This is a genomic window from Peribacillus sp. BM1, assembly GCF_056679975.1.
The window spans coordinates 436,798-462,730 of the sequence record NZ_CM155259.1; the positions used below are offsets into that span (position 1 = coordinate 436,798).

At 38.7% G+C, this 25,933-nt stretch carries 20 protein-coding genes; 9 read left to right on the plus strand and 11 right to left on the minus strand.

From position 1 onward, the window contains the following. Positions 1–12: 12 nt before the first annotated feature. From AC1MGI_RS02225 to AC1MGI_RS02235, 3 genes are all read left to right on the plus strand, one after another. Positions 13–600, plus strand: coding sequence for a GNAT family N-acetyltransferase (locus tag AC1MGI_RS02225; protein WP_480348178.1), 588 nt, complete (start codon positions 13–15; stop codon positions 598–600). A 1,056-nt stretch (positions 601–1,656) separates the two neighbouring features. Further along, positions 1,657–3,015, plus strand: a complete 1,359-nt coding sequence (locus AC1MGI_RS02230) for an arsenic transporter (protein ID WP_480348179.1) — start codon at positions 1,657–1,659, stop codon at positions 3,013–3,015. Positions 3,016–3,574: 559 nt separating this feature from the next. Continuing rightward, the gene (locus AC1MGI_RS02235; protein WP_480349676.1) at positions 3,575–4,243 is read left to right on the plus strand and encodes a DUF2642 domain-containing protein; all 669 of its coding nucleotides are present in this window, start codon (positions 3,575–3,577) and stop codon (positions 4,241–4,243) included. Between the two features lie 233 nt (positions 4,244–4,476). On the opposite strand, the gene gntK is transcribed toward AC1MGI_RS02235, so the two are convergent. Both gntK and AC1MGI_RS02245 read right to left on the minus strand, forming a co-directional pair. Next, entirely contained in the window at positions 4,477–6,021 is a 1,545-nt protein-coding gene (gene gntK / locus AC1MGI_RS02240) for a gluconokinase (RefSeq protein ID WP_403075342.1), read from the minus strand. Positions 6,022–6,302: 281 nt separating this feature from the next. Further along, entirely contained in the window at positions 6,303–7,142 is an 840-nt protein-coding gene (locus tag AC1MGI_RS02245) for a YitT family protein (protein WP_480348181.1), read from the minus strand. A gap of 241 nt (positions 7,143–7,383) precedes the next feature. Between AC1MGI_RS02245 and AC1MGI_RS02250 the strand changes: the two genes are divergently transcribed. Further along, positions 7,384–8,286 carry a TetR/AcrR family transcriptional regulator gene (locus tag AC1MGI_RS02250; protein WP_480348183.1) on the plus strand — a complete coding sequence of 301 codons (903 nt, stop codon included), beginning with the start codon at positions 7,384–7,386 and terminating at the stop codon, positions 8,284–8,286. A 260-nt stretch (positions 8,287–8,546) separates the two neighbouring features. Continuing rightward, positions 8,547–8,879 carry a phage holin family protein gene (locus tag AC1MGI_RS02255; protein ID WP_480348185.1) on the plus strand — a complete coding sequence of 111 codons (333 nt, stop codon included), beginning with the start codon at positions 8,547–8,549 and terminating at the stop codon, positions 8,877–8,879. A 93-nt stretch (positions 8,880–8,972) separates the two neighbouring features. Here AC1MGI_RS02255 and AC1MGI_RS02260 read toward each other — a convergent pair whose 3' ends face one another. The 4 genes from AC1MGI_RS02260 to AC1MGI_RS02275 all read right to left on the minus strand — a co-directional run bounded on the left by AC1MGI_RS02260 (position 8,973) and on the right by AC1MGI_RS02275 (position 14,156). Then, a complete protein-coding gene (locus tag AC1MGI_RS02260; RefSeq protein ID WP_480348186.1) occupies positions 8,973–9,788 on the minus strand; it encodes a GNAT family N-acetyltransferase in 816 nt (271 codons plus the stop codon). Between the two features lie 391 nt (positions 9,789–10,179). Then, positions 10,180–11,433 (minus strand): methyl-accepting chemotaxis protein, encoded by a 1,254-nt coding sequence (locus AC1MGI_RS02265; protein ID WP_480348188.1) that lies wholly within the window; start codon positions 11,431–11,433, stop codon positions 10,180–10,182. Positions 11,434–11,605: 172 nt separating this feature from the next. Further along, on the minus strand, positions 11,606–11,938 hold the full coding sequence (locus tag AC1MGI_RS02270) for a hypothetical protein (RefSeq protein WP_480348189.1): 333 nt from the start codon (positions 11,936–11,938) through the stop codon (positions 11,606–11,608). Positions 11,939–12,701: 763 nt separating this feature from the next. Further along, positions 12,702–14,156, minus strand: coding sequence for a catalase (locus AC1MGI_RS02275; protein ID WP_480348191.1), 1,455 nt, complete (start codon positions 14,154–14,156; stop codon positions 12,702–12,704). Positions 14,157–14,750: 594 nt separating this feature from the next. Between AC1MGI_RS02275 and AC1MGI_RS02280 the strand changes: the two genes are divergently transcribed. Then, on the plus strand, positions 14,751–16,235 hold the full coding sequence (locus AC1MGI_RS02280) for a nuclease/transposase family protein (protein WP_480348193.1): 1,485 nt from the start codon (positions 14,751–14,753) through the stop codon (positions 16,233–16,235). 367 nt (positions 16,236–16,602) lie between these two features. Here AC1MGI_RS02280 and AC1MGI_RS02285 read toward each other — a convergent pair whose 3' ends face one another. Both AC1MGI_RS02285 and AC1MGI_RS02290 read right to left on the minus strand, forming a co-directional pair. Next, a complete protein-coding gene (locus AC1MGI_RS02285) occupies positions 16,603–17,430 on the minus strand; it encodes an undecaprenyl-diphosphate phosphatase (RefSeq protein WP_480349677.1) in 828 nt (275 codons plus the stop codon). Between the two features lie 294 nt (positions 17,431–17,724). Continuing rightward, a complete protein-coding gene (locus AC1MGI_RS02290) occupies positions 17,725–17,928 on the minus strand; it encodes an alpha/beta-type small acid-soluble spore protein (RefSeq protein WP_062185941.1) in 204 nt (67 codons plus the stop codon). 157 nt (positions 17,929–18,085) lie between these two features. Here AC1MGI_RS02290 and AC1MGI_RS02295 point away from each other — a divergent pair, with 157 nt between their 5' ends. Together AC1MGI_RS02295 and AC1MGI_RS02300 are read left to right on the plus strand one after the other, a co-directional pair. Next, the gene (locus AC1MGI_RS02295; protein ID WP_480348196.1) at positions 18,086–19,372 is read left to right on the plus strand and encodes a glycoside hydrolase family 18 protein; all 1,287 of its coding nucleotides are present in this window, start codon (positions 18,086–18,088) and stop codon (positions 19,370–19,372) included. 318 nt (positions 19,373–19,690) lie between these two features. Next, the gene (locus AC1MGI_RS02300; protein WP_480348197.1) at positions 19,691–20,674 is read left to right on the plus strand and encodes a potassium channel family protein; all 984 of its coding nucleotides are present in this window, start codon (positions 19,691–19,693) and stop codon (positions 20,672–20,674) included. A 111-nt stretch (positions 20,675–20,785) separates the two neighbouring features. On the opposite strand, the gene AC1MGI_RS02305 is transcribed toward AC1MGI_RS02300, so the two are convergent. The 3 genes from AC1MGI_RS02305 to yugI form a co-directional block, all read right to left on the minus strand. Beyond that, complete coding sequence (locus tag AC1MGI_RS02305; protein WP_403075376.1) at positions 20,786–22,135, minus strand: glucose-6-phosphate isomerase; 1,350 nt, start codon at positions 22,133–22,135, stop codon at positions 20,786–20,788. 186 nt (positions 22,136–22,321) lie between these two features. Next, a complete protein-coding gene (locus AC1MGI_RS02310) occupies positions 22,322–23,485 on the minus strand; it encodes an iron-containing alcohol dehydrogenase (protein ID WP_480348199.1) in 1,164 nt (387 codons plus the stop codon). Positions 23,486–23,673: 188 nt separating this feature from the next. Next, positions 23,674–24,081 (minus strand): S1 domain-containing post-transcriptional regulator GSP13, encoded by a 408-nt coding sequence (gene yugI / locus AC1MGI_RS02315; protein WP_028393739.1) that lies wholly within the window; start codon positions 24,079–24,081, stop codon positions 23,674–23,676. Positions 24,082–24,417: 336 nt separating this feature from the next. Here yugI and AC1MGI_RS02320 point away from each other — a divergent pair, with 336 nt between their 5' ends. Next, positions 24,418–25,761, plus strand: coding sequence for a sodium-dependent transporter (locus AC1MGI_RS02320; protein ID WP_480348202.1), 1,344 nt, complete (start codon positions 24,418–24,420; stop codon positions 25,759–25,761). Positions 25,762–25,933 lie beyond the last annotated feature (172 nt).

The following is a 25,933-nucleotide window of genomic DNA, read 5'->3' on the forward strand; positions in this document are numbered from 1 at the left end:
GAGAAGATTCGTATGGAATACATCGAATTAACAGGGAAAAACGTTACACTCTTGCCTTTATCTGAAGAACATTTCGAAGGATTTTATGAAGCGTCCAAACCCATTGAGATATGGGACTGGTTGGTGACGAAGATTTATTCTCGTGAAGATGCTGTCGCTTATATGAATCAAGGATTGCGCGCGATGGAAGAGGAGAAGCAATATCCATTCATTGTGATTGAAAACGGAACAGGCAAGGTTATTGGAAGCACTTCTTATCGAAACATCCAGTTTGATAATGGAAGCTTAGAAATTGGATCAACCTGGTATCATCCGTCTAAATGGAGGACAGCTGTCAATACTGAATGCAAATATTTACTTTTGCAACACGCCTTTGAGACATGGAAATTAGGCCGAATAGAGTTCCGTACAGACGAACGAAATGCACGATCACGTGCGGCCATTCTTCGCTTGGGCGCTGTGGAGGAAGGTAGATTACGTAGAGAAAAAAGATTAACAGACAAAACGATGAGAAACACCATGGTCTATAGCATTCTAAATGATGAATGGCCAAGTGTGAGACAACGATTGCGTGACTTTTTGTCAGAGCATGAAAAGTGATAGTCCTTTTAAAGATCTTGTAAGAGGGGTTCCTTTTGCAGATGTTTAGTTAATTATAGAAAAAGTTGCAAGCAAAATTAAGCAGCTAACGTAGAATGAACAAAAATCAGTCAAAAACAGAGTAATTTAGTCTATATTTAGATTACTCTTTTTTCCCCATTTTCCTTGGTTCAAAGTAAAATCTTAAATAAAGTATGAAGAAATGACAACATAACTTATTTTCTATATGTCTGTCACTTGTAATGATGGAGAGTAGGTAGCTATATTCTTGATTTTACTTCTAAGATTAACTCTTGCAAATTCCGATAAGGAGTATCTGCACAAAAAAAGCTATAAATTTTTATTCAAAATGTTAAATAATATTTTGTTCTTGTTTAGCTATCCATCTCCGAAAAATCAAAGGGGTAGCCCCTTATGAGATACCCGCTTGTTTCCTATCCATTCGATGAAATTTGTATATCCACCAGTCTAATTTTAAAAATTTCAATTGTCTATCTAACTTGGGCGGTGGGCACATTTTTCATTTAGACAACTAGTCACTCACCTTTACAAGATATTTTTACTAGAAGGACAAACACACATTTTAATAAACCTAGTCGCATATCCAGCTATTAATCAGTAGGGATGAATATACATATGAGTAATCGGACATGTAGTATCTAATGTCCAATCATTGAAGGTCAAGTAGATTGTTCATCCATAGCTGCTTTGGTGTTCCTATTGTCAATGTTAATTAGATTTTGGAATCCAAGAAGGGTAAATGTTTGTCCAGCATCGTTTGAATCAGGGATTATTCTAGTAGGAGTACAGACAACATGTCGAAAAAAATGAACGTTAAGGCTACAATCTTTGATTTGGAAGGAAAGAACCAAGGTTATATCTTCTCTAAAAATCGAACCAAAACTCACTCAAAAAACAAGTTTCATCCATCTAGTTTGAAACTCTTTTAGGAAGGACCTTACGTACAAACTTTCTATAATGTTGGCAAGATCCCAAATTAGTTGTCGCTCAATTAGATACTAAGAGATTTTAGAAAGGAAGGTATAATACATTACAATGGATATTCACATCATGATTTCAGTTTTTGTGTTCCTTATCACAACGGCAGTAATCTTATGGAGACCGAAAGGCATCAACGAAGCGTGGCCAGCATCAATTGGCGCAGCGATGATTTTATTAACAGGCGTTGTATCAAGTGCTGATGTTCTAGACATTATCCATAAGATTGGCGGCGCTTCAATCACTATTATTTCAACAATAGTTATGGCTGTTATTCTAGAAAGCTTCGGTTTTTTTCACTGGTCAGCAGCACGACTTGCCATTTTAGCTAAAGGTTCAGGCTATCGGCTATACTGGTACATTCAGTTGTTATGTTTTTTGATGACACTATTATTTAATAACGATGGCAGTATCCTAATCACTACCCCAATTTTAATTCTACTCCTCAAAAATCTGCAGTTAAAACCCCATCAGCAAATTCCCTACCTTTTAACTGGAGCACTTATTGCCACAGCTTCAAGCGCACCTATCGGGGTAAGTAATATTGTGAACCTAATTGCATTGAAAATTGTTAACATGACGCTTTACATGCATACTGCGATGATGTTTATCCCGTCATCGTTAGGATTATTGTTTATGTCATGGTTAATGTATGTAGTGGTAAAACGGAAACTGCCAAAACAATTACCAAATTCAGCATTTGACATTGAACACATATTTTTCACGAAAAACTTTCATCCTTTAAAAGGACAAATTTCAGTCGATTCCAAACGTCAACGCACAAAATTCATGTTAAAGATCTTGCTGTTTGTCTTTGTCATGCGCTGTTCGCTCTTTGTCGCATCTTTCCTTGCGATACCAATTGAGTTTGTTGCGGTATTGGGTTCACTCGTGTTGCTTATATGGAGATGGTACCACTTACGTACAAATCCTATTGATATATTGAAGAAAACGCCTTGGCACATCCTGATTTTCGCTTTTTCCATGTATGTGCTCATTTATGGCCTTCACAACTCAGGATTAACAGCCCTACTTTTATATGTATGTGAACCGATTGTAAAGGAGGGATTATTCCATGCAAGTTTCATCATGGGGGGATTAGTTTCCATATTATCTAACCTTTTTAATAATCATCCCGCCTTGTTGATTGGAACCATTACGTTAACAGAAATGAACCTGGATCCCATCACGCTGAAGACCATATATCTTGCAAGTATTATCGGAAGCGATATAGGATCATTATTACTGCCTATTGGGACACTTGCCTCCTTAATCTGGATGCATATCTTAAAGAAAAATAAGATCAAAGTAAAATGGAAAGATTATCTAAGTGTATCATTAATTGTCATTCCACCAACAGTAATTGTAACCTTATTTTTGTTATATAACTGGATACAACTCGTCTTCGCTTCATAGAGGTACAGACAACATATTGGAAAAATGTATAAGGCTACAATCGTTGATACAGGCTCTTTTCGTAAAGTTTGTTGTGATTAGCAAAACAACAGTCGAGAAAATGTTGATTGTAGTTGATATGCGAGACTCCTGCTTAGAGAAGCGTGTTGAGGGAGACCCCGCATGAGGAGAATTTGGAGACCGCCCACGGAAAGCGAGTACCTGCAACGGAAATCACCCCAGGTTGTTAGGGTAAATATAATTGAAAAGCAACAAAGTGTGCGAAAACAGCCTGGATATAGGAGGAAAGATCAATAAAAATAGGTATTTTCTAAAACCTAATACTCATTTCCAAAAACATGTTTCATCAATCTGGTTTGAAACCCTTTTTAACTATTGTTACACTTGCACCCCTTATTTGGATGCATATACTAAAACAAAATGAAATGTTTATTTAAGTGTCCCCATAGTTGTCATTCCCTTGCCCACAATTGTAACACTATGTCTATTATTCAATCCTAATTATAATGACCTAATAAATTCAATCAATTAAAAATAGGAGGAGATTTTGTTGAGCAGTATGAAGGAATTAATTGGAGATAATGTTTATATAGAATTGACAAAGAAAAGCTATTTTAAAGGAATTCTTACAGATGTAGGTTCAGATATACTAATCTTATATGATGGTCAAAAGTTTTTTTATATCCCTTGGCTTCATGTCCGTAGCCTCCAACTTAATAGTAGTACGGATGACCAGGTTGATAAACCGACAGAGTCGTCATTAGCTGAAGAAACGGAATCCATTTCCTATCGTAAAATATTAACGAATGCTAAAGGAATGTTTGCGGAAATTTCTGTGATTGGCAATCTGACTTTCCACGGCTATATTCTCAGCGTCTTAAGTGATTACTTTGTTTTTTATTCACCAGTTTTTAAAACGATGTATATTTCCCTATCACACTTGAAATGGATTACCCCATACAATAAAAACATTACTCCTTATACTCTCAGTAACACAAGCCTGCCTGTTAATCCTTCTAACACCCCTTTGTTGCGCTCCTTCGAAGACCAACTAAAAAAGGGAGAGGGAAAACTGGTGGTGATTGATGGTGGAGGAGATCCAATGAAAATCGGATTGTTAAAAGGTGTAAAAGATAACCTGTTGGAAATAGCCATTGCAAGTGGAGAAACCGTGTATTTAAAACTTACTCATGTTAAATCCCTGCATTTTCCTAATACAGATCTTTAAATAGAGATTTTTCATAATTCTAAAGGTAGTCGTATTCCATTTCAAAATATCTAAAAAGCCATTCGGAAAATTCGAATGGTTTTTTAGATATTTAAGGAATCAGCATACCCTTATAAGTGTTGTTCCACAGGCAAAGGGGCAGACCCCGCAACATTTAAATACAGTATGAGATACGTGAATGAAACACTACATACTGATTTAAAGGGCGAGGTCAGACTCTTCCTTCTCAACATTTATTCTAAATGACGGCGCTGGAAATCCGCAATGCGGCCATAATCGCTTTCTAATTGACGGCTGACTGATAAATAAATCGACATCAGCTCTTCATACACTTCAACGTTTTGTGCAATTGGTACGAGCTCGTTTGTCTCGCCAATCATTTCTGAAACCACATTTAAGCTATCAATTTCACCTAATGCATACAAACCAAGTACAGCAGCACCTAAGCTTGGGCTTTCAAAGCTTTCGGGTATCGTAACGTTTTGGTTAAACACATCAGCCATAATTTGACGCCATAGCTTTGAGCGGACAAATCCGCCACTTGCATGAATTTTTTTCGGTAGTCCAGCTAACTCTTGCACCGCAAGCAGCACGCTGTATAGGTTATACATCACACCTTCTAGAACCGCTCTTACCATATGATCCCTTGTATGATGAAGGGCAAGACCGAAGAACGAACCTCTGGCATTAGCATTCCATAACGGTGCTCTCTCTCCTGCCATATAAGGATGGAAGATGAGACCGTCCGCTCCAGGTGCAATTTTTGCAGCCATGTCGGTTAGGATTTCATACGGATCTTGGCCAGTCTCTTTAGCTGCTTCAATTTCAGCGCGGCCAAATTGATCTCGAGCCCATCTAAACGTAATCCCGCCATTATTAACAGGACCACCAATCACCCAAAGATTATCCACTAAAGCGTAACAAAATGTTCGACCTTTCGGATCCGTCAACGGTCGGTCACTAACTGTTCGGATCGCACCGCTTGTCCCAATTGATACAGCAAGTACGCCTGGTTCAATCGCATTTTGTCCTAAATTAGCCAAGACTCCGTCACTTGCACCAATGACAAATACAGTATCTTCTGCAATATTCATCTGTTCGGCAAGGTCCTTATGTAAACCTGATGTAGTATACGTTGTCGGTACAAGCTTAGGAAGTTTCTCCTCATCGATTCCAGCTATGCTTAATGCTTCTGCATCCCATGTCAAATCATTGATATTAAACATGCCTGTTGCAGACGCCAGCGAATAATCCATCACATACTCATTGAAAAATTTATAGAAAATATATTCTTTAATCCCTAAATACTTACTCGTTTTAGCAAATATTTCCTGATGTTCATGACGAAGCCACATCAACTTCGTAATCGGAGACATTGGATGAATAGGCGTTCCTGTACGGCGATATAATGCATGTCCTTGTTCCGTTGCTCTTAGCTGTTCTGCATATTTGACACTTCGATTATCTGCCCAGGTAATAATGTTCGTTAGCGGCAGTCCATTAGAATCAACAGCAATAACACTGTGCATCGCAGAACTGAACGATATAAACCCTAACTCTTCTTTCTTAATCCCGCCTGCCTTCATTACTTCACCAATGGCTAATACAACTGCTTGATAAATTTCCTCAGGATCTTGTTCTGCCACCGAGGGAGTCGGACTATGTAGAGGATACCCCTTTGTAAAAGAAGTAATCACTTCTCCTGCTCTGGAAAAAAGAACAGCTTTTGTGCTCGTCGTTCCCATATCAATTCCTATCATATACTTGGTCTTCAACATTTTTCCACCCCAAACCTCTAGAAGTCATTTACTTATCTATCTTACTACACTTATATAAAAAGAAAAAACAAGCCAGCTTTATTTACTGAATTGTTTTTCTTTAAGACGCGCAAGATATGAAAATGTTAGCTCACTTTTTATCCCGCATTAACGGGCAGTAAAAGCCCGATTGGTTCAACTAACAATCAGTGGGGATGAAGAAAACCCCACTGATTGAAGTTTCACTTTATGCGCGATAACAATGCAGGAGTTGATATACTTTCGGTGACACCTCTGACAGATTAAGTTTTTGAAATATCGATAAATCCTTCTCCAAAAACATCACGGACATCGTGAATGGCTATAAATGCACTCGTATCAGTTGACTTAACAATCTTTTTAAGCTTAACGACTTCTTGTTTGCTAATGACGATATAAAGAATATCCTTGGGTGTTTTTGTATAGTAGCCATGTCCAGAATAAACCGTAACTCCTCTGTCCATCCGTTCATTAACTTGTTTGGCAATCTCATCTGGTGCGCTCGAAATAATCGTAACGGCCTTCTTTGGATTGACCCCTTCTATGACAAATTCCATCACTTTGGTTCCTACGTACAACATGATGATAGTCATCATCAATTTCTCTGCCCCAATGATAAAATAGGAAGATAATGCAACAATTAAATCAAAAAACAAAAGACCATAACTGATGCTCCAACCTAGATATTTGTTCGTAATTCTTGCCAATATCGTAGTCCCAGCGGTTGTGCCGCCAACCCGAATAATCAAACCGATCCCAACCCCCGCAAAAACTCCTCCGAAGATTGCATTTACCATCATTTCATCCGAATCAATACTCCAGTCCTTCGTTAAATGGAGGAAAAGCGAATGGAGGATCACCGCAATAATCGTATAGATAATTGTCATTTTACTTAAGAACTTATATCCGACAATCAGTAAGCAACTGTTAAATAGTAGACTCACAAGACCAGGGGACCATTGAAAAAGATAGTATAAAATGATTGTAATCCCAACAACTCCGCCTTCACCCATTTCATTCGGAATCACGAATAAGTTTACTGCTAAAGCAAAAAGAAAAGCACCTAATAAAATGATAAAAATGTCTACAACTTTTTTTTTCATACCCTACCTCACTACTGTTAGAGAATCGCTGTTAATCCACGTTCATAACAAGCCTTCCCCATTATACTCTGATGGAATAAGGGAGACAACAACAGCTTTCCTCACAGAATTCACAGTTTGTTTTATTGCATATTACCGACCAACACCATTATCATAAACAGTACAGACTATTAGTCCAACAAAGTTTAGGGTAATATACGTTAAAAGACCAATTGTCCAACGTGGAACGGAGGGGACCAATATGAACAGTCGAAAACAGCATACGATCAATATAGCCCATCGGCTTTTTATCGAAAAAGGGTATCAAGCTACATCCATACAAGACATCCTTGAAAATAGCGCCATTTCGAAAGGTACATTTTATAATTATTTTTCCTCTAAAAGTGAATTAATGATTGCAATCTTCAATAGCATGCATGAAAAATTGGAAAAAGAACGTAATGAGCTAATGATTGGACAAAGCACTAAAGACACGGATATCTTCATAAAACAAATTGAAGTTCAGTTAATTTCCAACAAAAAAAACAACATATTCACATTGATTGAAGAAGTACTCGTATCAAATGAACTTGAATTAAGACAATCCATTCAACGGATGAAACTGTTAGGTATGTGTTGGCTATATCATCGCTTCATCGATATTTTTGGTGAAGAAAAGAAACCTTATTTGTTAGATTGCGCAATCTTGTTTGAAGGGATGCTCCATCATATGATGCATGTTAATTTTGTTATTAATCGAGGGCATGATGGGTACCAGGTTTCAAATTTGATCCGCTATAGCTTTAACAGAATTTCTAATATTGTCCAAGATGTTTCCACACAAGGTGAACAGATATTCTATCCAGAATTATTAAAGCAATGGCTACCAGATCATAAAGAGGGGCCGCTATCTCTTCAAGAAGAGCTACTTTTGACAATCCATACCTTAAAAAGCACAGCTCAGAAGTATATCCAATCTGAAAATGACAACTCGAAACTTTTCGAGTTGCTAAGCTTCCTTGAACAAGAACTCATGCAGGAACAGGCTCCACGTGAATTTATCATTGAAAGCGTACTTACTTCTTTACATTCATACTCTCATCCAAAGCTTTTACACTCTATTAAGAAATTAAGCAGTCTTATTGAGACTCATTTGGGAAAATGAAAACAATGTTAACGACAGGGGGATCATGATGTTTTCGAGTAGACATTCGTCTTGCCCTCTAGTTAGTTTCAACGCAGGAAGAGGTGAGTAAAGGCGCCGAACTCACCCCTTGACATTTTCTTCACGGAGAAGTCTATAAGGAATAATGCGCAGAGTTAGACAATTAGAATAATGACGTGTATTCTTCTAAAAAGGGATTTTGCTAATAGAATAGTAATAATGATCGAAAGAAAGAATTCCAACGTTAAGGAGCTTATAACATGACTTTCTTTATACGCTTTTTAATAAGTGGCCTAGTTTTACTCGTAATTGACTGGCTATTTGACTCTATATCCATTGACTCCTACGGCAGTGCTTTATTAGCGGTCTTTATGCTCTGGATTGTTAATTTTCTTGTCAAACCTATTTTGCACCTCCTAACATTCCCCATTACCATTTTGACATTTGGGCTGTTTTCTTTTGTGATTAATGCGTTAACGTTTACCCTCGCCTCCCTGCTTGTAAGCGGATTTGAGGTAACATCTTTTTGGGGGGCGCTTGTCGGTTCGGTGTTGTTAGGATTTGCACAAAGTTGGTTAGAAAAAAAAGAGTAAACCTGCGATTATGAAAGGTTTACTCTTTTTTCATCTTGGGAAATGGGATCTGACCTCTATTGTCGTAGGCGCCATCGGCTCGAGGTTTTCTTATTATCCATTATACAAATAATAATCCTGCTGGTGATAGCTTCTGAAACCACAAGATTCATAAAGTTTTAACGCTGCTGGATTCGTTGCCTCTACTTCAAGATAGATAGGATTTCCCTTCTTCTGCTGTTTTAGAATCACTTGCTTAAGTACCTTTCTGCCAATACCTTTTCCTTGAAAGGCAGGAGCAATGGCAAACCCATAAATCCAAGATTCCCCATCACTTTCCTCAACACGAATTTTCCCAACAACTTGATCTTCATACACAATCACAAACGTGTTCAAGCGTTCTTTCTTTATCCGCTTGTAATAGGCAACTGCTTCATGCTGTAAAAACCCAAAGCAATCGACGTCTAATTGAATTTCCATAGCTTTATCTACTTCTGTAGATAAACGGAGTGTAACGCCTTCATGATCTGTAAGCTCTTTTTCCTGCCATTTCATTTGATATTCAGCTACGTCAAATCGGCATGGAAGAGCAGCTAAGAAATCCTTTGCTGATTGGGAATCGGCTGGAGCATTTAACAAGATTGCCCTTGGATCCCGTTTCTTCGCTGTCACAAGTGCCTTCTCTACTAGTTTTGTAAAAATTCCTTGTCTTCGGTAGTCTGGATGAACCATTCCGCATAATTCAATTTTTCCTCCAAAATCATAGATCCCAAGATATCCGATCAACCTGTCACCCTCATAATGGAAGAAATCTTCACCCACTTTTCCCACCCGGCTTCGCAATGTATCCCAGTTTAGTTTTAAAGAAAATTTGCCTTGTTCACACACCTTTTGTAATTCCTCTATTTCTACTAATTGCTTTTCTTTCAAATGAATAATCCCCCTTAGTAAAGTATCCCCTGGTATAACACCCTATTTTTACTACTCTCTTTCATTTCTTTTTAAACGTTCAATCAAGTACTCTATCTCTTTTTTATCCATCCATTCCCTTTCAAACTTCACAAGCAAATAGAGAAAATACCGCAAAAGATCCATAAATACCCAATAAAACCAAACATATGGAAACCACTTCAATATTTATCTTTATCCCTCCATTTGTAAGCCTATACCTAAAGTGAAAGGAATGTGAAAAAGTAAATATAGCTCTATAGAATTATGGAAAAATGAACATGTGTTCGTTTCCGTTTGATAAGAGAAGAATCATTCCATATAGTTTCCCAAGCTATGAAAAAGAGCGCCTATTTTACACAGGCACTCATTCTCATAGCTTAAATGTATAGATCATTTCCTGTAATTCCCCTGCTTGTTTCTTTAGGTAACCAGCAAAGGAGCTAATTTCCTTGATTGATTCTGCTTGTTCTGCCGTCGCCGCTAATACACTTTGAGTTGATTTTGCGGATTCCGCTGCAACATTCGAGATCGTGTCCATTGACGATACAGCCATCCCCGTTCCTGCAGTCATTTGCTGGATAGCAGCTGAAACCTGCTCCACTTGTTCTGAGACAAAATTAACGGATTCTTGAATCTGCAAGAACGAATCTCCAGCACCACTCATCGCTTCAATTCCTTCGCCAACTTCATGGTTCACAGCTTCCATCGTTCCAACAACTTCATTCGTTTCTTTTTGAATATGAGAAATGATTTCACTAATTTGTTTTGTCGCCTGTCCAGATTGTTCAGCTAGGTTTCTCACTTCATCCGCAACAACCGCAAAGCCTTTTCCATGTTCCCCTGCTCTAGCTGCTTCAATAGCCGCATTCAAAGCAAGTAAATTCGTCTGTGCAGCAATTCCTGTAATGACTTCTGAAATCTTACCAATTTCATTCGAACGCTCGCCTAAACCTTGTACCACTCGAGCTAATTCAGTTACATTTGAATGAATGGACTCCATTTGTTTGCTGGCTACTTCAATCGTTACGGAACCAGTATCTGCTTTTTTCAAAGTCTCATCCATGCTTTCTGTCACTGTGACGGCATTGGTAGACACTTGAGATAAACTAGCAGACATTTGATAAATCGTTGCAGAAGCTTGATGCATTCCTTCTACTTGACTTCCTGCCCCTTTGGCAATATTTTCAATTATATCTGTAATTTGTTCAGTTGCTTGATTCGTTTGCTCTGCTCCTTGAGCCAAATCCTCTGTATAAGCAGCCATATTTTTTGATGCCTCTTGGAGTTTAGCAAGCACATTCCCCCAAGAATCCGTAGCTTTGTTGATGCTATCTGCCACCGAATGAAAAAGACCGACTTCTTTCGGATTAAGCCGATTTTGCATCTCACCATCGGCCAATTGCTCTAAAAATTGATTAATTGAGCCAATCGGTATAACAAATCGTTGATAATTGATTATGGAAGACACAACTGCTAATACTCCGCCAACGATCGTCAGACCGACAAGAGTCATCCAAAAGTTAACTCCAGTTAAACTATTCAATTGAGTTACTACTAATCCTATCAAAAACGAGGCCGGGATAACTAAAAGACTAGTTCTAAATACACAATTCAAACGACTCATTAACAACTCCCCTTACATAAGATAATGAATTTATATAAGGGAATCATACTATCATTATGAAAAATTTACTAGAATTAAGCTACTAAATTCCTAATAAATTCGTTTTTTCCGAAAAGTCTATCATGCTATTTAGTATTTTGAATGATACGATTTCATTCCAATAATCTCCCCCTTATTTCTTTCTACGAATTTCTGTAATCTGATTCCCATCACTTGTAACAAACACTTTTTCGTCAATTTTATAATCTACGTTTACACTGCAGTCTAACTCCAATATTTTCCCATTATCGAATTCCATCGCGCAATTATAGCCTTTTCCGTTTTTGGATACTTCGATTACTTTATCCGTTTTATAACCAACAGCTTTCCCATCAGATGATTCTGGATAATACTTGTCCACAATTGTTACATGCTCTACCCGATTTATTTTGTTACCAAATGAAACGTATACTAATATAGCCAAGAAAATAAGTAAACTACTTAGAAGCACTATCTTTTTTATCATTGAATGAAATCCTCACTTTAAAAAATCTTTTACTCTATATGTATCTCAGTTTAACAGGATGTATGACACTTTACCCTAAATTTCCGCGAAAAAAACTAGAAACTATTGGTTAGAAGGTATCAGCGAAATCTAGCTACACCTTGTCGCCTTTCTTTTTGAAATCATTCCCCGATCAACGAAATATCAGTGAAACTTACCGGTATGTTAACAGCGTTTAGTTGGGGTAACCATTCACACAGATGAAGATATAAAGCCATTTTCAATAGCTTACGAAATTTTCTATAAGAGATGCAAAAAAAATGATTTAGCAAATAGTAGAAGGCATATTGCTAGAAGTGCTGGTTTAAGAAAGAGGATAAAAACATCCATGAGTGTCTGCTCTAAAACTAAAGCGATGAAAAAGGTTCAGGTTCTCAAATTGTATCACCTTATGATGGTGGCGGTGCGTAGCTGATTTTGCGAAGCCCCGACCCTTTTTTCCACAAATGAGCCAAGAAGTTTGAGGAGCAATCCTGCTATATAATTATGTGAAGTCCAGAGACAGAGCTTGGTGTAATTCGAGAAGCATCTGAATAGGACTTTTGAACAACCTCTAAAAAGAAAAAAACGAGGCTATCCCCATAACGAAAAGATCAGGCCCCACGTCTACTATATATCGTTTGTATGATGTGTACATGACACAATAAACGGTGTATAGAGCGTGAGATCAAGACCCTTTTTTGGGGATACCCTCGTCCATATAAGAGAATAAAGCGAGTGATTCTTACACTTCTTGTGGCACTGCTAAGCCAAGGCCTTCAGCAATACGAGTACCGTATTCTGGATCAGCTTTATAGAAATGGCCGATTTGACGCAATTTAATTTCTTCTAATTCCACTGGTTCCATTGCTCCAACAATGTTAGCAACTAGACGAGCGCGTTCTTCTTGGCTAAGTAAACGGTATAGGTCACCAGCTTGCGTATAATGATCATCACTGTTATAAGCTACTTGTGCCGCTTGTCCTGATACTTCAAATGGAGTTAATTTTGCCTCTGGTACTTCATTTGGTCCACCAAAGCTGTTTGGCTCGTAGTAGACAGAACGTCCACCGTTTCCGTCTGCAGCCATGAAACCATCACGTTGATGATTACTCACTTCTACTTTTGGACGGTTAATTGGAAGTTGGTTATGGTTGGCACCAACGCGGTAACGATGTGCATCACCATAAGAGAATATACGTCCTTGTAACATTTTGTCTGGAGAAGCTTCAACACCTGGTACAAATGTTCCCGGAGAGAATGTAGCTTGCTCTACTTCAGCGAAATAGTTCTCAGGATTACGATTCAATTCCATACGGCCAAGTTCGATTAGTGGGTAATCTTTTTGTGACCATACTTTCGTTATATCGAATGGGTCGAAGCGGTATGTATCCGCATCTTCTAAAGGCATGATTTGCACATATAGTCTCCATGCAGGGAAATCGCCTTTTTCAATTGCATTGAAAAGATCTTCTGTATAATAGTCTGGGTTTTCACCAGCAATTTTTGCAGCAAGATCGACATCAAGGTTTTTGACACCTTGTTCTGTTCTAAAGTGATATTTCACCCAAACAGCTTGTCCTTCATCATTTACCCATTTGAAGGTATGGCTTCCGTATCCATGCATATGTCTCCAAGTTGCTGGAATCCCACGATCAGACATCAAAGTGGTTACTTGGTGAAGAGATTCTGGTGAATGAGACCAGAAATCCCAAATAGCTGTAGGGTTTTTTAAATGTGTTCTTGGATCCCTTTTTTGTGTATGAATGAAGTCAGGGAATTTAATGGCATCGCGGATAAAAAATACAGGCGTATTGTTCCCAACGATATCATAGTTTCCTTCTTCTGTATAAAATTTAACAGAGAATCCGCGTGGATCACGTGCTGTATCAGCAGAACCAAGCTCACCTGCTACTGATGAGAAGCGGATAAACATGTCAGTTTCTTTCCCAACGCCGTTAAATAGTTTTGCTTTTGTGTATTTAGAAAGGTCATTTGTTACTGTGAATGTACCATGCGCGCCGCCGCCTTTTGCGTGAACTACACGTTCAGGTACACGTTCACGGTTAAAATGAGCAAGTTTCTCAAGTAAATGTACATCTTGAATTAATACTGGACCCCGCTGACCAGCAGTGATCGAGTTCTGGTTATCCCCAACTGGAGCTCCCCAGCTAGTTGTAAGGTTTTTCTGGTTTGTCATTTTGAATCACCTCTAAATTTATTTTGTATACTTATAATAATAATACTTATTATAAAAAAATCAATCCTTTTTTATAATAATTGTAATGTAATATTATTTATTTTAATGTAAATATTCAGAATAAAAAATTTACAAAACACGTATAAGAACGTAATCGAAATTTACAAAAGAAAGCGATTACATACAGATTCATTAAAAACCGAATAAAATTACTCAAGTAAGCGTGATATCACTCCACTATATTATACGTGTTCGTACGATATCACGCCAATAAAAAGACTTAAAAATGTGATAATTCAAAACAATAAATATCCATTTATAATACATGACTTTCGTTACTGACAAAGTTTATTTTTACAGATTTTCCGAGCGCGAAAGCCCATGCAGGGTGTTAGCCCGCCTTTAGACATGGGATGATAGCGAGGCCAAATGCGAAGTACCACATAAATTCTAAGATTTGTGTTGCTTCAAGCATTTGAAAGTACCACTATCTTTCCTGTTGAAAAATACGAACATTTGTACTATGATGAATTTATAAATTGTTCTTCAATAACTTCAACCTTTAACAAGCCTAGTAGAAAGGAGCTAAAACCGATGGCAAAAAAAAGTACACCCACTTATACCATAGAACTTCCGCTTTCTATTCCTGTTTGGCAACAAAATCGTTTGGAAAAGAAACTCAAGATGGCTCGGAATGTCTACAATTCTTGTCTAGGTGAAGCTCTTAAACGACATAAACGTGTGAAAGCGGACCAAAAATATCGTGCTTTGCTTAAGAAAGCTAAATCCAAAGAACGGGATGTGCAGCTATCCGATATACGTTTAGCCTATGGTTTTTCTGAATATCATTTGCACGATTGCGTGAAAGGGGTTCAACATCAATTCAAAGAAAATATCGGCAGCCTTGAAGCGCAAAAACTGGCTACAAGAGCGTTTAAAGCCGTAGAGAAACTCCATTTTGGAAAGGCAAAAAAAGTGCATTTCAAAGCGTTTGGTAATGATATTTCCGTTGAAAATAAGTCTAATACGACGGGCTTGCGTTATGCAAATGGCTACATACTATGGGGCGATAAGCCAACAAAGAAACATCCTCATCCTAAGACTTGGCTTTGTATGCCTATTGCACCAAAAGCGAATGATGAATATGCTCATCTAGCCTTGATGGATAAGACCAAATATGTACGTATTTTGAAGCGTGAAGTACGTGGCAAGGTTCGCTACTTCGTGCAGCTCATTCAAGAAGGCTATCCGCCAACAAAACGAAATCGTAAGACTGCTGCTGATGAAACCAAACGTGTAGGCATCGACATTGGTTCCTCTACGATCGCCATGAACAGTGAAGAAACCGTACAATTGAGAGAACTAGCACCAGAGTGCGAGGCTGATGAGAAGAAACTTCGTCATATTCAGCGGGCTATGGACCGATCCAAACGTGCCACCAACCCTCAAAACTATGATAAGAACGGGATGATTAAAAAAGGGAAAAAGATGTGGACGTATTCCAACCGCTACATCAAACTTCGTGATGAGCGTAAAGAAAGGTATCGTAAAATCGCTGTTCAACGGAAAATGTCGCATGAGAAGTTAGCGAACGACATCTTAACGCTTGGTTCTGATGTACGAGTGGAAATGATGCGATTTCAATCGCTGCAAAAACGAGCGAAGAAAACGACTCGAAATAAGAAAAACGGCAAGATTAACCGTAAGAAACGGTTTGGTAAATCCATCGCTCACCATGCCCCTGCTATGCTGCTAACGATTATTGACCGAAAGCTTGGTTATCAAGGACGGTCCATGAAGAAAATAGATACCTATGCTACAAAGGCTAGTCAGTTCAATCATCTGACTGGTGAATATACGAAGAAGCAACTTTCAGAACGGTGGAATGATGTTGGAGAGTGTCTTATCCAACGTGATTTATATAGTGCTTTCTTAATCGGAAACACAGTTGAAGCGCTCAATTCCGTTGACGTAGACTTATGCAACGCCGGGTGGGAAAACTTTGTTGAACTGCATAATCGTGAGATTGCCCGTTTAAAACAATTATCTAGTCCAACATTGCGTTGGTTTGTCGCATAAATACAAATCTGATTGGTCGTGACAACGCCCAAGAGAAGTCGGAACGAGAAGCATACAAGGGGTTCCGCACTCTGGTGAGCCTGCTTGGCGAAGTGCCTTGCTATACGCAATACGTCCGTTAATGTTCTAGGAGAACATACACCAGTGCTTCGATAGAAACTCTTTCTGTAAGGAAAGATAAGGGTATCGTTGAAAAGTGTATGGGTACCCTAGAACCCCACTGCTTTAGCGGTGGGAGTTGTCAGAACTACCTTTAATAATCAAAAACCCCCACCTCTTGTTAAAAGAGGTGAAGGTTCGTTTTTCCATGTACTAATTCTAAATTTTCCATGGGGAATCCAAGATAATAAAGAATTACACAAATGTATTACAAATAAATAAATAAAATGATCGCAGCTAAAACAATTCGGTAAATCGCAAATGGTGTTAGCTTAATTTTTTCAATTAATTTTAAGAAGAAACGGATACAGATTAGAGCAAAGATAAAGGCGCTGATGAAACCTGCGATGAAAAATGGCAACACATCTAGTGAAAAGAAGCTCCAGTACTTGACAACTTTCAATAAACTGGCACCGGCCATAATCGGAATAGCCATAATGAAAGTAAAATCAGCTGCTGCTCGATAGCTTAGCCCAAGCAGAACGCCTCCGGATATAGTTGATCCTGAACGTGAAAAACCAGGCCAAAGTGACAAGCATTGAATTAAACCTACCCCTAATGCTTGCTTATAAGTAATTTCATCTACCGTTGCTGTTTGAATTCTCGGCTTGATTTTATCGGCTGCAATCATTAAGAACGCACCGATTAGTAAACCAATTGCCACTGTTTTAACTGAGAATAAGTGCTCGTCTATGTAATCTTCAAATAAAACGCCTAGTACACCTGCCGGGATTAAACCGACAATAATTTTCAGAAGACTAAGCCTTTCCCCGCTCGGTCTATCTACATTTTTCATTTTACGAAGACCTAATAAATCCAAAATCCTATCCCAGAAAACAACAGCTACTGCTAAAATACTACCTAATTGAATGACAACCTTAAACGCGTTCGCTATTTCATTTCCAAATAACTCGTTTGATTTAAACAACAAATCATCGACGATAATCATATGCCCTGTAGAAGAAACTGGAGCAAACTCCGTTAACCCTTCAACAAGTCCAAGAACAATCGCCACAAAAATTTCCCACATATTAATTTCTTCCACCTCATTTATTACGGCTTCTATTCACAAAATAAATTGTACCTCCCACTAAAGATAATGTCTAATTAATTTGTTGTTTTTAATCTAATTATAATAAACTGAAACTTCCATCAGTGGGGGGGTTCTTCATCCCTCACCTATCTTCTTTGTTCCTCAAAAGCTTTTTAGGTAGGGTCTTACTGCCCGTTAATCGTGGGATAAGGTGAAACGTCTATCCGTTCATTCATACCTACCTATTACAAAAAAGAAGGGAACTAAAGTCCCCTTCTTTCATCCATTTATATTTAATTATTTGCTGTAACCGCCTAAGTGCTGCTCAGCCATTTGCACTAAACGTTTTGTAATTTCTCCACCTACAGATCCGTTTGCACGCGCTGTAGTTTCGGCTCCTAAATTCACGCCAAATTCACTAGCAATTTCATACTTCATTTGTTCTAGTGCTTGCTCAGCTCCAGGTACGACTAAGTTATTGCTGTTATTGTTATTTGCCATGTTTATCACCTCCTGTTATTAATTATTTGTAAATTTTATTTTTATATGAATGGGAATTTGCGGAAACAATTTTCATCATGAAATGGTTTCTCTATCATAAACTTTTTACAACGGGTATATTTCATAATCCGCTCATTTTTTTCAGGAGGTTATGCACTTGCAAATTCATGTAGTCCAGCGAAATCAAACACTGACGAGCATCGCCGAAGCATATAGTGTGCCTGCTAACCGTTTAAGTGAAGCCAATCAATTGGAAAATCCAGATCGCCTTGTCGTAGGGCAGGCTCTTGTTATACCCATCGTAGGCAGTTATTACTTCGTTCAACCGGGAGATAGTTTATCATCTATATCACAAAAGGTAGGTATTCCTGTTCAAGAGCTTGTACGAATTAACCAGCTATCAGTCAATCAAATACTTTCTGTCGGTTTTCGATTATATATTCCTGCAAAACCAAAAAGAACAGCGGAATTTAACGGTTATGTGGAACCGCGCGGAACGACAGTTAGCCCTAATTTGATAAGTAGCGCCAGAGAAACAGCACCCTACTTAACCTACTTAGCTCCCTTTAGCTTTCAGGCCCTTCGCAATGGTTCATTGAAAGAGCCACTTCTTGATGACTTCCCAACCATTGCCCGAAACAATCGAAATGTCTTAATGATGGTGATTACGAATCAGGAGAATGACCAATTCAACGATGAACTAGCGAGGATACTTTTAAATGATATGACCATTCAAAATACCTTTCTAAATAATATTGTAAATACAGCAAAAAAATATGGCTTTAAAGATATTCATTTTGATTTTGAGTTCCTTAGACCAGCAGACCGAGAAGCTTATAATCGTTTTTTAAGAAAAGCAAAAGCACGCTTTCAACAAGAAGGCTGGTTACTTTCGACGGCGCTTGCACCTAAGACGAGCGCGGATCAAAAAGGACTTTGGTACGAAGGGCATGATTATAAAGCTCATGGAGAAATTGTTGATTTTGTTGTGATTATGACCTATGAGTGGGGCTATAGTGGTGGACCTGCGCGTGCCGTTTCACCCATTGGTCCCGTGCGAGACGTTCTTGAGTATGCCATTACAGAGATGCCTGCATCAAAAATTCTCATGGGTCAAAACTTATATGGCTACGACTGGACACTTCCTTTCGTTCAGGGAACAATCGCAAAAGCCGTCAGTCCGCAGCAAGCCATACAGTTAGCTTTAGAGCACTCAGCCGAAATTCAATATAATTATGAAGAGCAGGCACCTTTTTTCACATACAAAGATAGCGAAAACAAAAACCATGAAGTCTGGTTTGAAGACGCCCGTTCCATTCAGGCTAAGTTTGACTTACTAAAAGAACTGAAGATCCGCGGAATGAGTTATTGGAAGCTTGGGCTCGCTTTCCCGCAAAATTGGCTGTTAATCAGCGATAACTTTCATGTACGAAAAAGAGGCTAATGGTTTGGAAGGTTAGCCTAAACAGGTCTGATCTCCTATACCATACACAGTTTTCATGCCTTACCTATATTTCATATAAAATATTTATAGTAGTTGGTGGGTAACCCTTTTCTTAAGGGATATCCCTTTTTTATGTTTGACTACCGAATATAGACAAGTGAGATTTATGACAACTAATTATTCATTGTTTGGAAATACCTGAGGGCTTTTTGTGGTTTTTATTTTTGCACATGCCTAAAACTTAACGACTTTGTTATGAAAGTCATATCCTATTGTCCATACTGATAAGAGATACAGTATGGACAGGTGGTGTCTTCAATGATTCGATTGAGGAAATTTGATAGAAGTTTTTCAAGTTGGCCAAGTCTTTTCAGGTTACTTGGTGTAATTGCTATTTTTCTCTTTTCATTCGGAATGCTGATTCATTTCTCTGAACCTAAAACATTCCCTACTCTTTATGAAGGAATTTGGTGGGCAATCGTGACAATGGCTACTGTTGGCTATGGGGATTATGCGCCAAATAGCGACTTTGGACGGGCCATTGGGATCTTGCTCATCTTATCTGGAGCAGGTCTTGTCTCTTCTTATTTCGCTTCTGTTTCCGCCATTGCTGCCACTTCAGAGCAAACCTCTCGCCAAGGGAAGAAGAAATTTAATGGTACAGGTCATGTGATCATTGTCGGGTGGAACGAACGCTCTCGTGGAATTATTGAAGAACTTCATGAAAGAAATCAACGCTTACAAATCGTCTTAATCGATGAGTCATTAACAGAACATCCTCTGCCATTGACAAATATCCATTTCATACACGGTAAGGCCACAACTGATACCGTTTTGCTTCGAGCGAATATCGGTCATGCTGATCGTGCTTTAATTACTGCAGATTTAAGGCAAAATGAATTTCAAACAGACATGTTTTCTATTTTGACATTATTGGCCATCAAAGGTTTGAAAAAAGATCTATTTTGTTTAGTGGAAATCTTAACAGTCGATCAACGTGAAAATGCTTGGCGAGCTGGGGCCGATGGGTTAATCGAGACGAATCGCTTTGCCAGCGATTATATGCTCAAAAAATTAGTGGGGGAAATGGATGTTGCTGAGTTATTAGATGATTCGAATGTATCACTAGGCTCAATTGCTTTGAAAAATGAATGGGAACAGCTAACATACAAAGAATTAACGATCCTACTGCTTGAACAACATACAGTCCTGGTTGGAATCATTCGAAAAGAAAAGAAGCTACTCCCTCCCCCTCTTGAAACCAAAGTATCTTCTGAAGATATTCTGCTAGTCATGCGCTGAATGGACGATCAATACGAATCCGGGAAATACTCTGGGAAATGGGGTCTGCCCCCTAAATATTTTGCAAAAAGGCACAGTCGGTCGACTGTGCCTTTTTTGCATTTCTTATTGTTAAAGTCTTTTTTCAAGTTCCGCTTTCTTTTCTTCGAAGCCTGGTTTGCCAAGTAGTGCGAACATGTTCACTTTGTATGCTTCTACACCTGGTTGGTCAAATGGATTGACACCTAATAGGTAGCCGCTTACCGCACATGCTTTTTCAAAGAAATAGGCCAAGTATCCGAATGTGTATGCATCCATTTTAGGGATGTTCACAACTAAGTTCGGAACATTTCCGTCTGTATGAGCAAGCAATGTGCCTTCAAATGCTTTATTATTTACGAAATCAACAGTTTCTCCTGCAAGATAGTTTAAGCCGTCAAGATCATTATCTTCTGCTTCAATCGTCAATTCATGGCGTGCCTCTTCAACTTTGATGACCGTTTCAAATAAGTCACGACGTCCTTCTTGTACGTATTGCCCCATTGAATGTAGATCTGTTGAGAAGTTTGCAGAAGCTGGGAAAATTCCTTTTTGGTCTTTTCCTTCACTTTCACCAAACAATTGTTTCCACCACTCAGAGAAATATTGCAGACCCGGCTCATAATTGATTAGCATTTCAATCGTTTTGCCTTTGTTATACAGAACATTACGAACTGCCGCATATTGATATGCAGCATTATCCGTTAATTCAGGAGAGCTGAAATCCGTGCGTGCAGCAGCTGCACCTTTCATCATTTCTTCAATGTCAGCACCGCTAACCGCGATCGGCAATAAGCCAACAGCCGTCAATACAGAATAACGTCCACCAACATCATCAGGAATGACAAATGTTTCATATCCTTTTTCATTTGAAAGGGTTTTAAGTGCACCTTTCGCTTTATCAGTTGTTGCAAAGATCCGTGAAGTTCCTTCTTCGACACCATATTTTTCAAGCAATAGCTTACGGAAAATACGGAATGCAAGAGCAGGCTCTGTCGTCGTACCAGATTTTGAAATCACATTGATTGAGAAATCTTTATCCTCAAGCAATTCCATAACATCCTTCATGTAAGTAGAAGAGATATTATTGCCGACAAAGATAATTTGCGGCGTTTTACGTTGTTCTTTAGATAACGCGTTATAGAAACTATGTTGCAACATTTCAATTGCCGCACGTGCGCCCAGATAAGAACCACCAATTCCGATAACAAGCAACACATCAGAATCAGATTTAATTTTACTTGCTGCTTTTTGAATACGGGCAAATTCCTCTTTGTCATAGTCAACAGGAAGGTCAATCCAACCTAAAAAGTCATTTCCCGCTCCTGTTTTTTCGTGCAAGGAATTGTGTGCCGCTTTTACTGCATCTTGTAAATATGTAATTTCATGTTCTCCAAAAAAAGACAATGCTTTGGAATAATCAAAACGTACATGTGTCATCATCGTTCCTCCATCTATTTAGATTACTCTTTCACTTTAACGAAAGCTTCCCTGATAATCAAGACTTCAACCTTAATGAAAGCGTAATCAAACCAAAAATTTATCTGAATGTTTTTACAAATGAACAAATCCTAAAAAATCAACCATGCTTGAACGGGTCTTCAGAATGTTTGTTCAAGTAAGAAGCACTTACAGAGATGCCGTCAAAATCGCTAATACATCATCACGATTTAATGATTTGAACTTACCAAACTCTCCATATACCATCGCTTTGTCTACCATAGTTTCAATTTCAGAATCATCTATGTCATAATCCGCAAGTCTCGTTGGTGCACCAAGGCTTGACCAGAATTCACGAAGCTTATCAATGCCCAAAAGAGCGGTTTCTTCGTCTGTCTTGCCTTCTGGATCCACGTTGAACACTCGGACAGCAAGTTGTTTAAAACGGCTGACATCAACATGTAGAACATGCTTCATCCAGTTTGGAAACAGAATTGCTAGTCCGCCTGCATGTGGAATGTCGTAAACAGCTGAGACACTGTGCTCAATATTATGAGATGCCCAGTCCCCTCTGTATCCAACTCCTAAAGATCCATTTAAGGCAATTGTGCCACTGTATAAAATCGTTGCCCGATGCTCGTAATTCTCTAAATCCTCCAATAGCTTCGGCGCTGTTTCCATTACGGTGATTAGCAGTGATTCACAAAAGCGATCCTGCAACGGTGCATGAGCGGCTGGATGAAAATATTGTTCAAACACATGTGACATCATGTCAACGATTCCATAGACAGTCTGATCTTTCGGTACTGTGAAAGTATTCTCTGGATCAAGAATTGAGAATTGCGGATACGTCATAGGGCTTCCCCAGCCATATTTCTCTTTCGTTTCCCAATTGGTGATAACTGATCCAGCATTCATTTCAGAACCAGTCGCAGCAAGAGTTAGAACGGTTCCAAAAGGAAGCGCTGCTTGTACTGGTGATTTTTTCGTCACTAAATCCCATGCATCCCCATCATACTTCGCACCAGCTGCGATTGCCTTCGTACAATCAATCACACTGCCACCGCCAACAGCAAGGATAAAGTCAATCTTATGTTCCCTACAAATCTCTACGCCTTTACGAACTGTCGAAATACGTGGATTCGGTTCCACACCAGCTAGCTCAAACGTTTTGACGTCGATTTCATTTAAAGTCTCCATCACCTGTTCATATAATCCATTCTTTTTAATGCTGCCCCCACCATAAACAACGAGTACCCTTTTACCAAATGACGGAATTTCCTGTTGTAACTGACCAAGTTGATCTTTTCCGAAGATAAGCTTAGTTGGATTTTTATATACAAAGTTCTCCACTCAATCCCCTCCTTTTTATACTCTTATTATCTACAAGAACTCCGACAATTACAAAAAATACGATTAGAACTTTATAAAGTTAAGGAGGCTACAATAATTCGCACTTGTAATCACTACAAAAGCTAAATCTGCTCCCTAAAAAAAGTAAAAGCCGGTTGATCCAATTGGACCACCAGCTTACTAAGTCATTATTTCTTGATTAAATCTTCGCGTTTAGATTGTTCAATCCACTCTTGAAGTTTATCTTTCAATGTGTTGAAGCCTTCAGAAGAATCAGTGTTAGTTGAAGTTTTAACAGCTGCTTGACGCTTTTTAGGGGCTTTATTAGCAGGAGCTTCTGTACGTTCAGGAGCCTCTTCAGTAGCACGGATGGAAAGACCGATTTTCCCTTTAGCTTCGTCAATTGAAAGAACTTTCACTTGAACCTCATCGCCAACCTTTAAATGGTCATTGATATCTTTAACATATCCATGAGTAATTTCAGAGATATGAACTAAACCTTGTGTAGATTCATCTAAAGCAACAAAAGCACCATAAGGTTGAATACCAGTAACTTTACCAGCAACAACTGCTCCAATTTCGTAATTTGTAGACATTGTAACACTCCTATTTTTAAGTAAATTTTTTCTCTTTACATGCAATAAGAAATTCTATCATAGATTTCGAAAATAATCAAAGGGAACAACCTTCCATTTTCAAAAAACGAACCCTTTTTATCCCGCATTAACGGAGAGTCAAGATTCCCATCACTTTATTTAAAAGTTGCCTCTTTCGTACTACCTTTAAACACATTATCGAAGGGGAATTGTTGGAAATAGACTATCTTTTAAAAAAAGTCTACACATTTCGACAATAAAATAGTACGATAATAAAATTAATCGTTAGTTTTACGTATTTTGACGATAATAAAAGCAAAAAGGAGTTACACATCTATGGCAAAACCAGAACAATGGACATCTAAGATTGGTTTTATCCTTGCAGCTGCTGGTTCTGCAATTGGATTGGGAGCTATTTGGAAGTTCCCTTATATGACTGGAACAAATGGAGGCGGCATGTTCTTCTTGCTCTTCATTCTATTCACTTTATTAATTGGAGCACCTATCTTAATCGCCGAATTTATTATCGGCCGACATGCCCAAAAAGATGCAGTATCTGCTTATAAATCTATCGCTCCGGGTAAACCATGGGTTCTCGTTGGATATGGTGGAGTGGTCGCTTCTTTTATCCTGCTTTCATTTTATAGTGTTGTTGGCGGCTGGATACTTTCTTATATTATTCGAAGCATAACGGGTTCCCTTTCAGGATTATCTCAAGATGAATACGGACAGTTGTTCGAAACGATCATTAGCAACCCTTATGAAACAGTACTAGCCCAACTTGTCTTCATGATATTAACGATTGTTGTAGTAAAAGGCGGCATACAAAATGGCATTGAAAAGGCAAATAAAATTATGATGCCTGCACTTTTTATTCTTTTTCTTGTGCTGCTGATTCGTTCATTGACACTTAAAGGAGCCTACGCTGGTGTTGAATTTCTCTTAAAGCCTGATTTCTCTATTTTAACAGGACAAACGGTTTTAATGGCGTTAGGTCAAGCCTTCTTCCTACTTAGTGTCGGGATTTCTGTCATGGTAACGTATGCCTCTTATTTAGGGAAGCAGGAAGATATAACAAAATCAGCATTATCCGTTGTTGGTTTGAATATTTTCATCTGTCTTCTCGCTGGACTGGTCATTTTCCCAGCTGTCTTTGCACTCGGATTTGATCCTGCGAGCGGACCTGGACTCGTCTTTGTAGTCCTACCTGCTGTATTTAATGAAATGGCCTTTAGTAGCTTTTTCATGCTCATATTCTTCATCCTGCTTGCGTTCGCGACCTTTACTTCAGCTTTCTCAATCCTTGAAATCATTGTCGCAGCGTTGTCAAAAAATGACCCAACGAAACGGAAAAAGTCTTCTTGGCTAGCTGGTATTTTTGTATTTATCTTAGGTATCCCAAGCGCGCTTTCCTTCGGTGTGCTCTCTGATATTACGATATTTGGCAAATCAATATTCGATACGGCAGATTACCTTGTAAGTAATATCGCCCTTCCAGTAGGGGCACTGTTCATTTCACTATTTATCGGCTATCAAATGAAACGAATACATGTCCAAAATGAACTAGAGCTTGGTTCTACCCTTTCATCTAAAGTATTTAAGATTTGGTATTTTATCATTCGGTACATCGCACCAATCGGAATTATCCTTGTTCTACTAAGTTCGCTTGGTATTATTTAAAAAGGCTGTTTTCGCATACTTTGTTGCTATTTACCAAACAGGGCGGATTGGTTGATTTTCGCTCCAGTTGCTCGCTTTTTGCGGGGCGGGTGGTAAGCCTCCTCAGCGTAAACGCCTGTGGGGTCTCACCTTGTCCTGCTTCCCCCGCAGGAGTCTCGCACTTCCGCTCCAA

What these genes read in the sequence shown, in the direction of transcription:
- AC1MGI_RS02225 (WP_480348178.1), top strand. Translation starts at nt 13, where the DNA reads ATGGAATACATCGAATTAACAGGGAAAAACGTTACACTCTTGCCTTTA.
- AC1MGI_RS02245 (WP_480348181.1), bottom strand. Translation starts at nt 7,142, where the DNA reads ATGAAAAAAAAAGTTGTAGACATTTTTATCATTTTATTAGGTGCTTTT.
- gntK (WP_403075342.1), bottom strand. Translation starts at nt 6,021, where the DNA reads ATGTTGAAGACCAAGTATATGATAGGAATTGATATGGGAACGACGAGC.
- AC1MGI_RS02230 (WP_480348179.1), top strand. Translation starts at nt 1,657, where the DNA reads ATGGATATTCACATCATGATTTCAGTTTTTGTGTTCCTTATCACAACG.
- AC1MGI_RS02250 (WP_480348183.1), top strand. Translation starts at nt 7,384, where the DNA reads ATGAACAGTCGAAAACAGCATACGATCAATATAGCCCATCGGCTTTTT.
- AC1MGI_RS02275 (WP_480348191.1), bottom strand. Translation starts at nt 14,156, where the DNA reads ATGACAAACCAGAAAAACCTTACAACTAGCTGGGGAGCTCCAGTTGGG.
- AC1MGI_RS02270 (WP_480348189.1), bottom strand. Translation starts at nt 11,938, where the DNA reads ATGATAAAAAAGATAGTGCTTCTAAGTAGTTTACTTATTTTCTTGGCT.
- AC1MGI_RS02305 (WP_403075376.1), bottom strand. Translation starts at nt 22,135, where the DNA reads ATGATGACACATGTACGTTTTGATTATTCCAAAGCATTGTCTTTTTTT.
- AC1MGI_RS02255 (WP_480348185.1), top strand. Translation starts at nt 8,547, where the DNA reads ATGACTTTCTTTATACGCTTTTTAATAAGTGGCCTAGTTTTACTCGTA.
- AC1MGI_RS02290 (WP_062185941.1), bottom strand. Translation starts at nt 17,928, where the DNA reads ATGGCAAATAACAATAACAGCAATAACTTAGTCGTACCTGGAGCTGAG.
- AC1MGI_RS02320 (WP_480348202.1), top strand. Translation starts at nt 24,418, where the DNA reads ATGGCAAAACCAGAACAATGGACATCTAAGATTGGTTTTATCCTTGCA.
- AC1MGI_RS02265 (WP_480348188.1), bottom strand. Translation starts at nt 11,433, where the DNA reads ATGAGTCGTTTGAATTGTGTATTTAGAACTAGTCTTTTAGTTATCCCG.
- yugI (WP_028393739.1), bottom strand. Translation starts at nt 24,081, where the DNA reads ATGTCTACAAATTACGAAATTGGAGCAGTTGTTGCTGGTAAAGTTACT.
- AC1MGI_RS02280 (WP_480348193.1), top strand. Translation starts at nt 14,751, where the DNA reads ATGGCAAAAAAAAGTACACCCACTTATACCATAGAACTTCCGCTTTCT.
- AC1MGI_RS02235 (WP_480349676.1), top strand. Translation starts at nt 3,575, where the DNA reads ATGAAGGAATTAATTGGAGATAATGTTTATATAGAATTGACAAAGAAA.
- AC1MGI_RS02300 (WP_480348197.1), top strand. Translation starts at nt 19,691, where the DNA reads ATGATTCGATTGAGGAAATTTGATAGAAGTTTTTCAAGTTGGCCAAGT.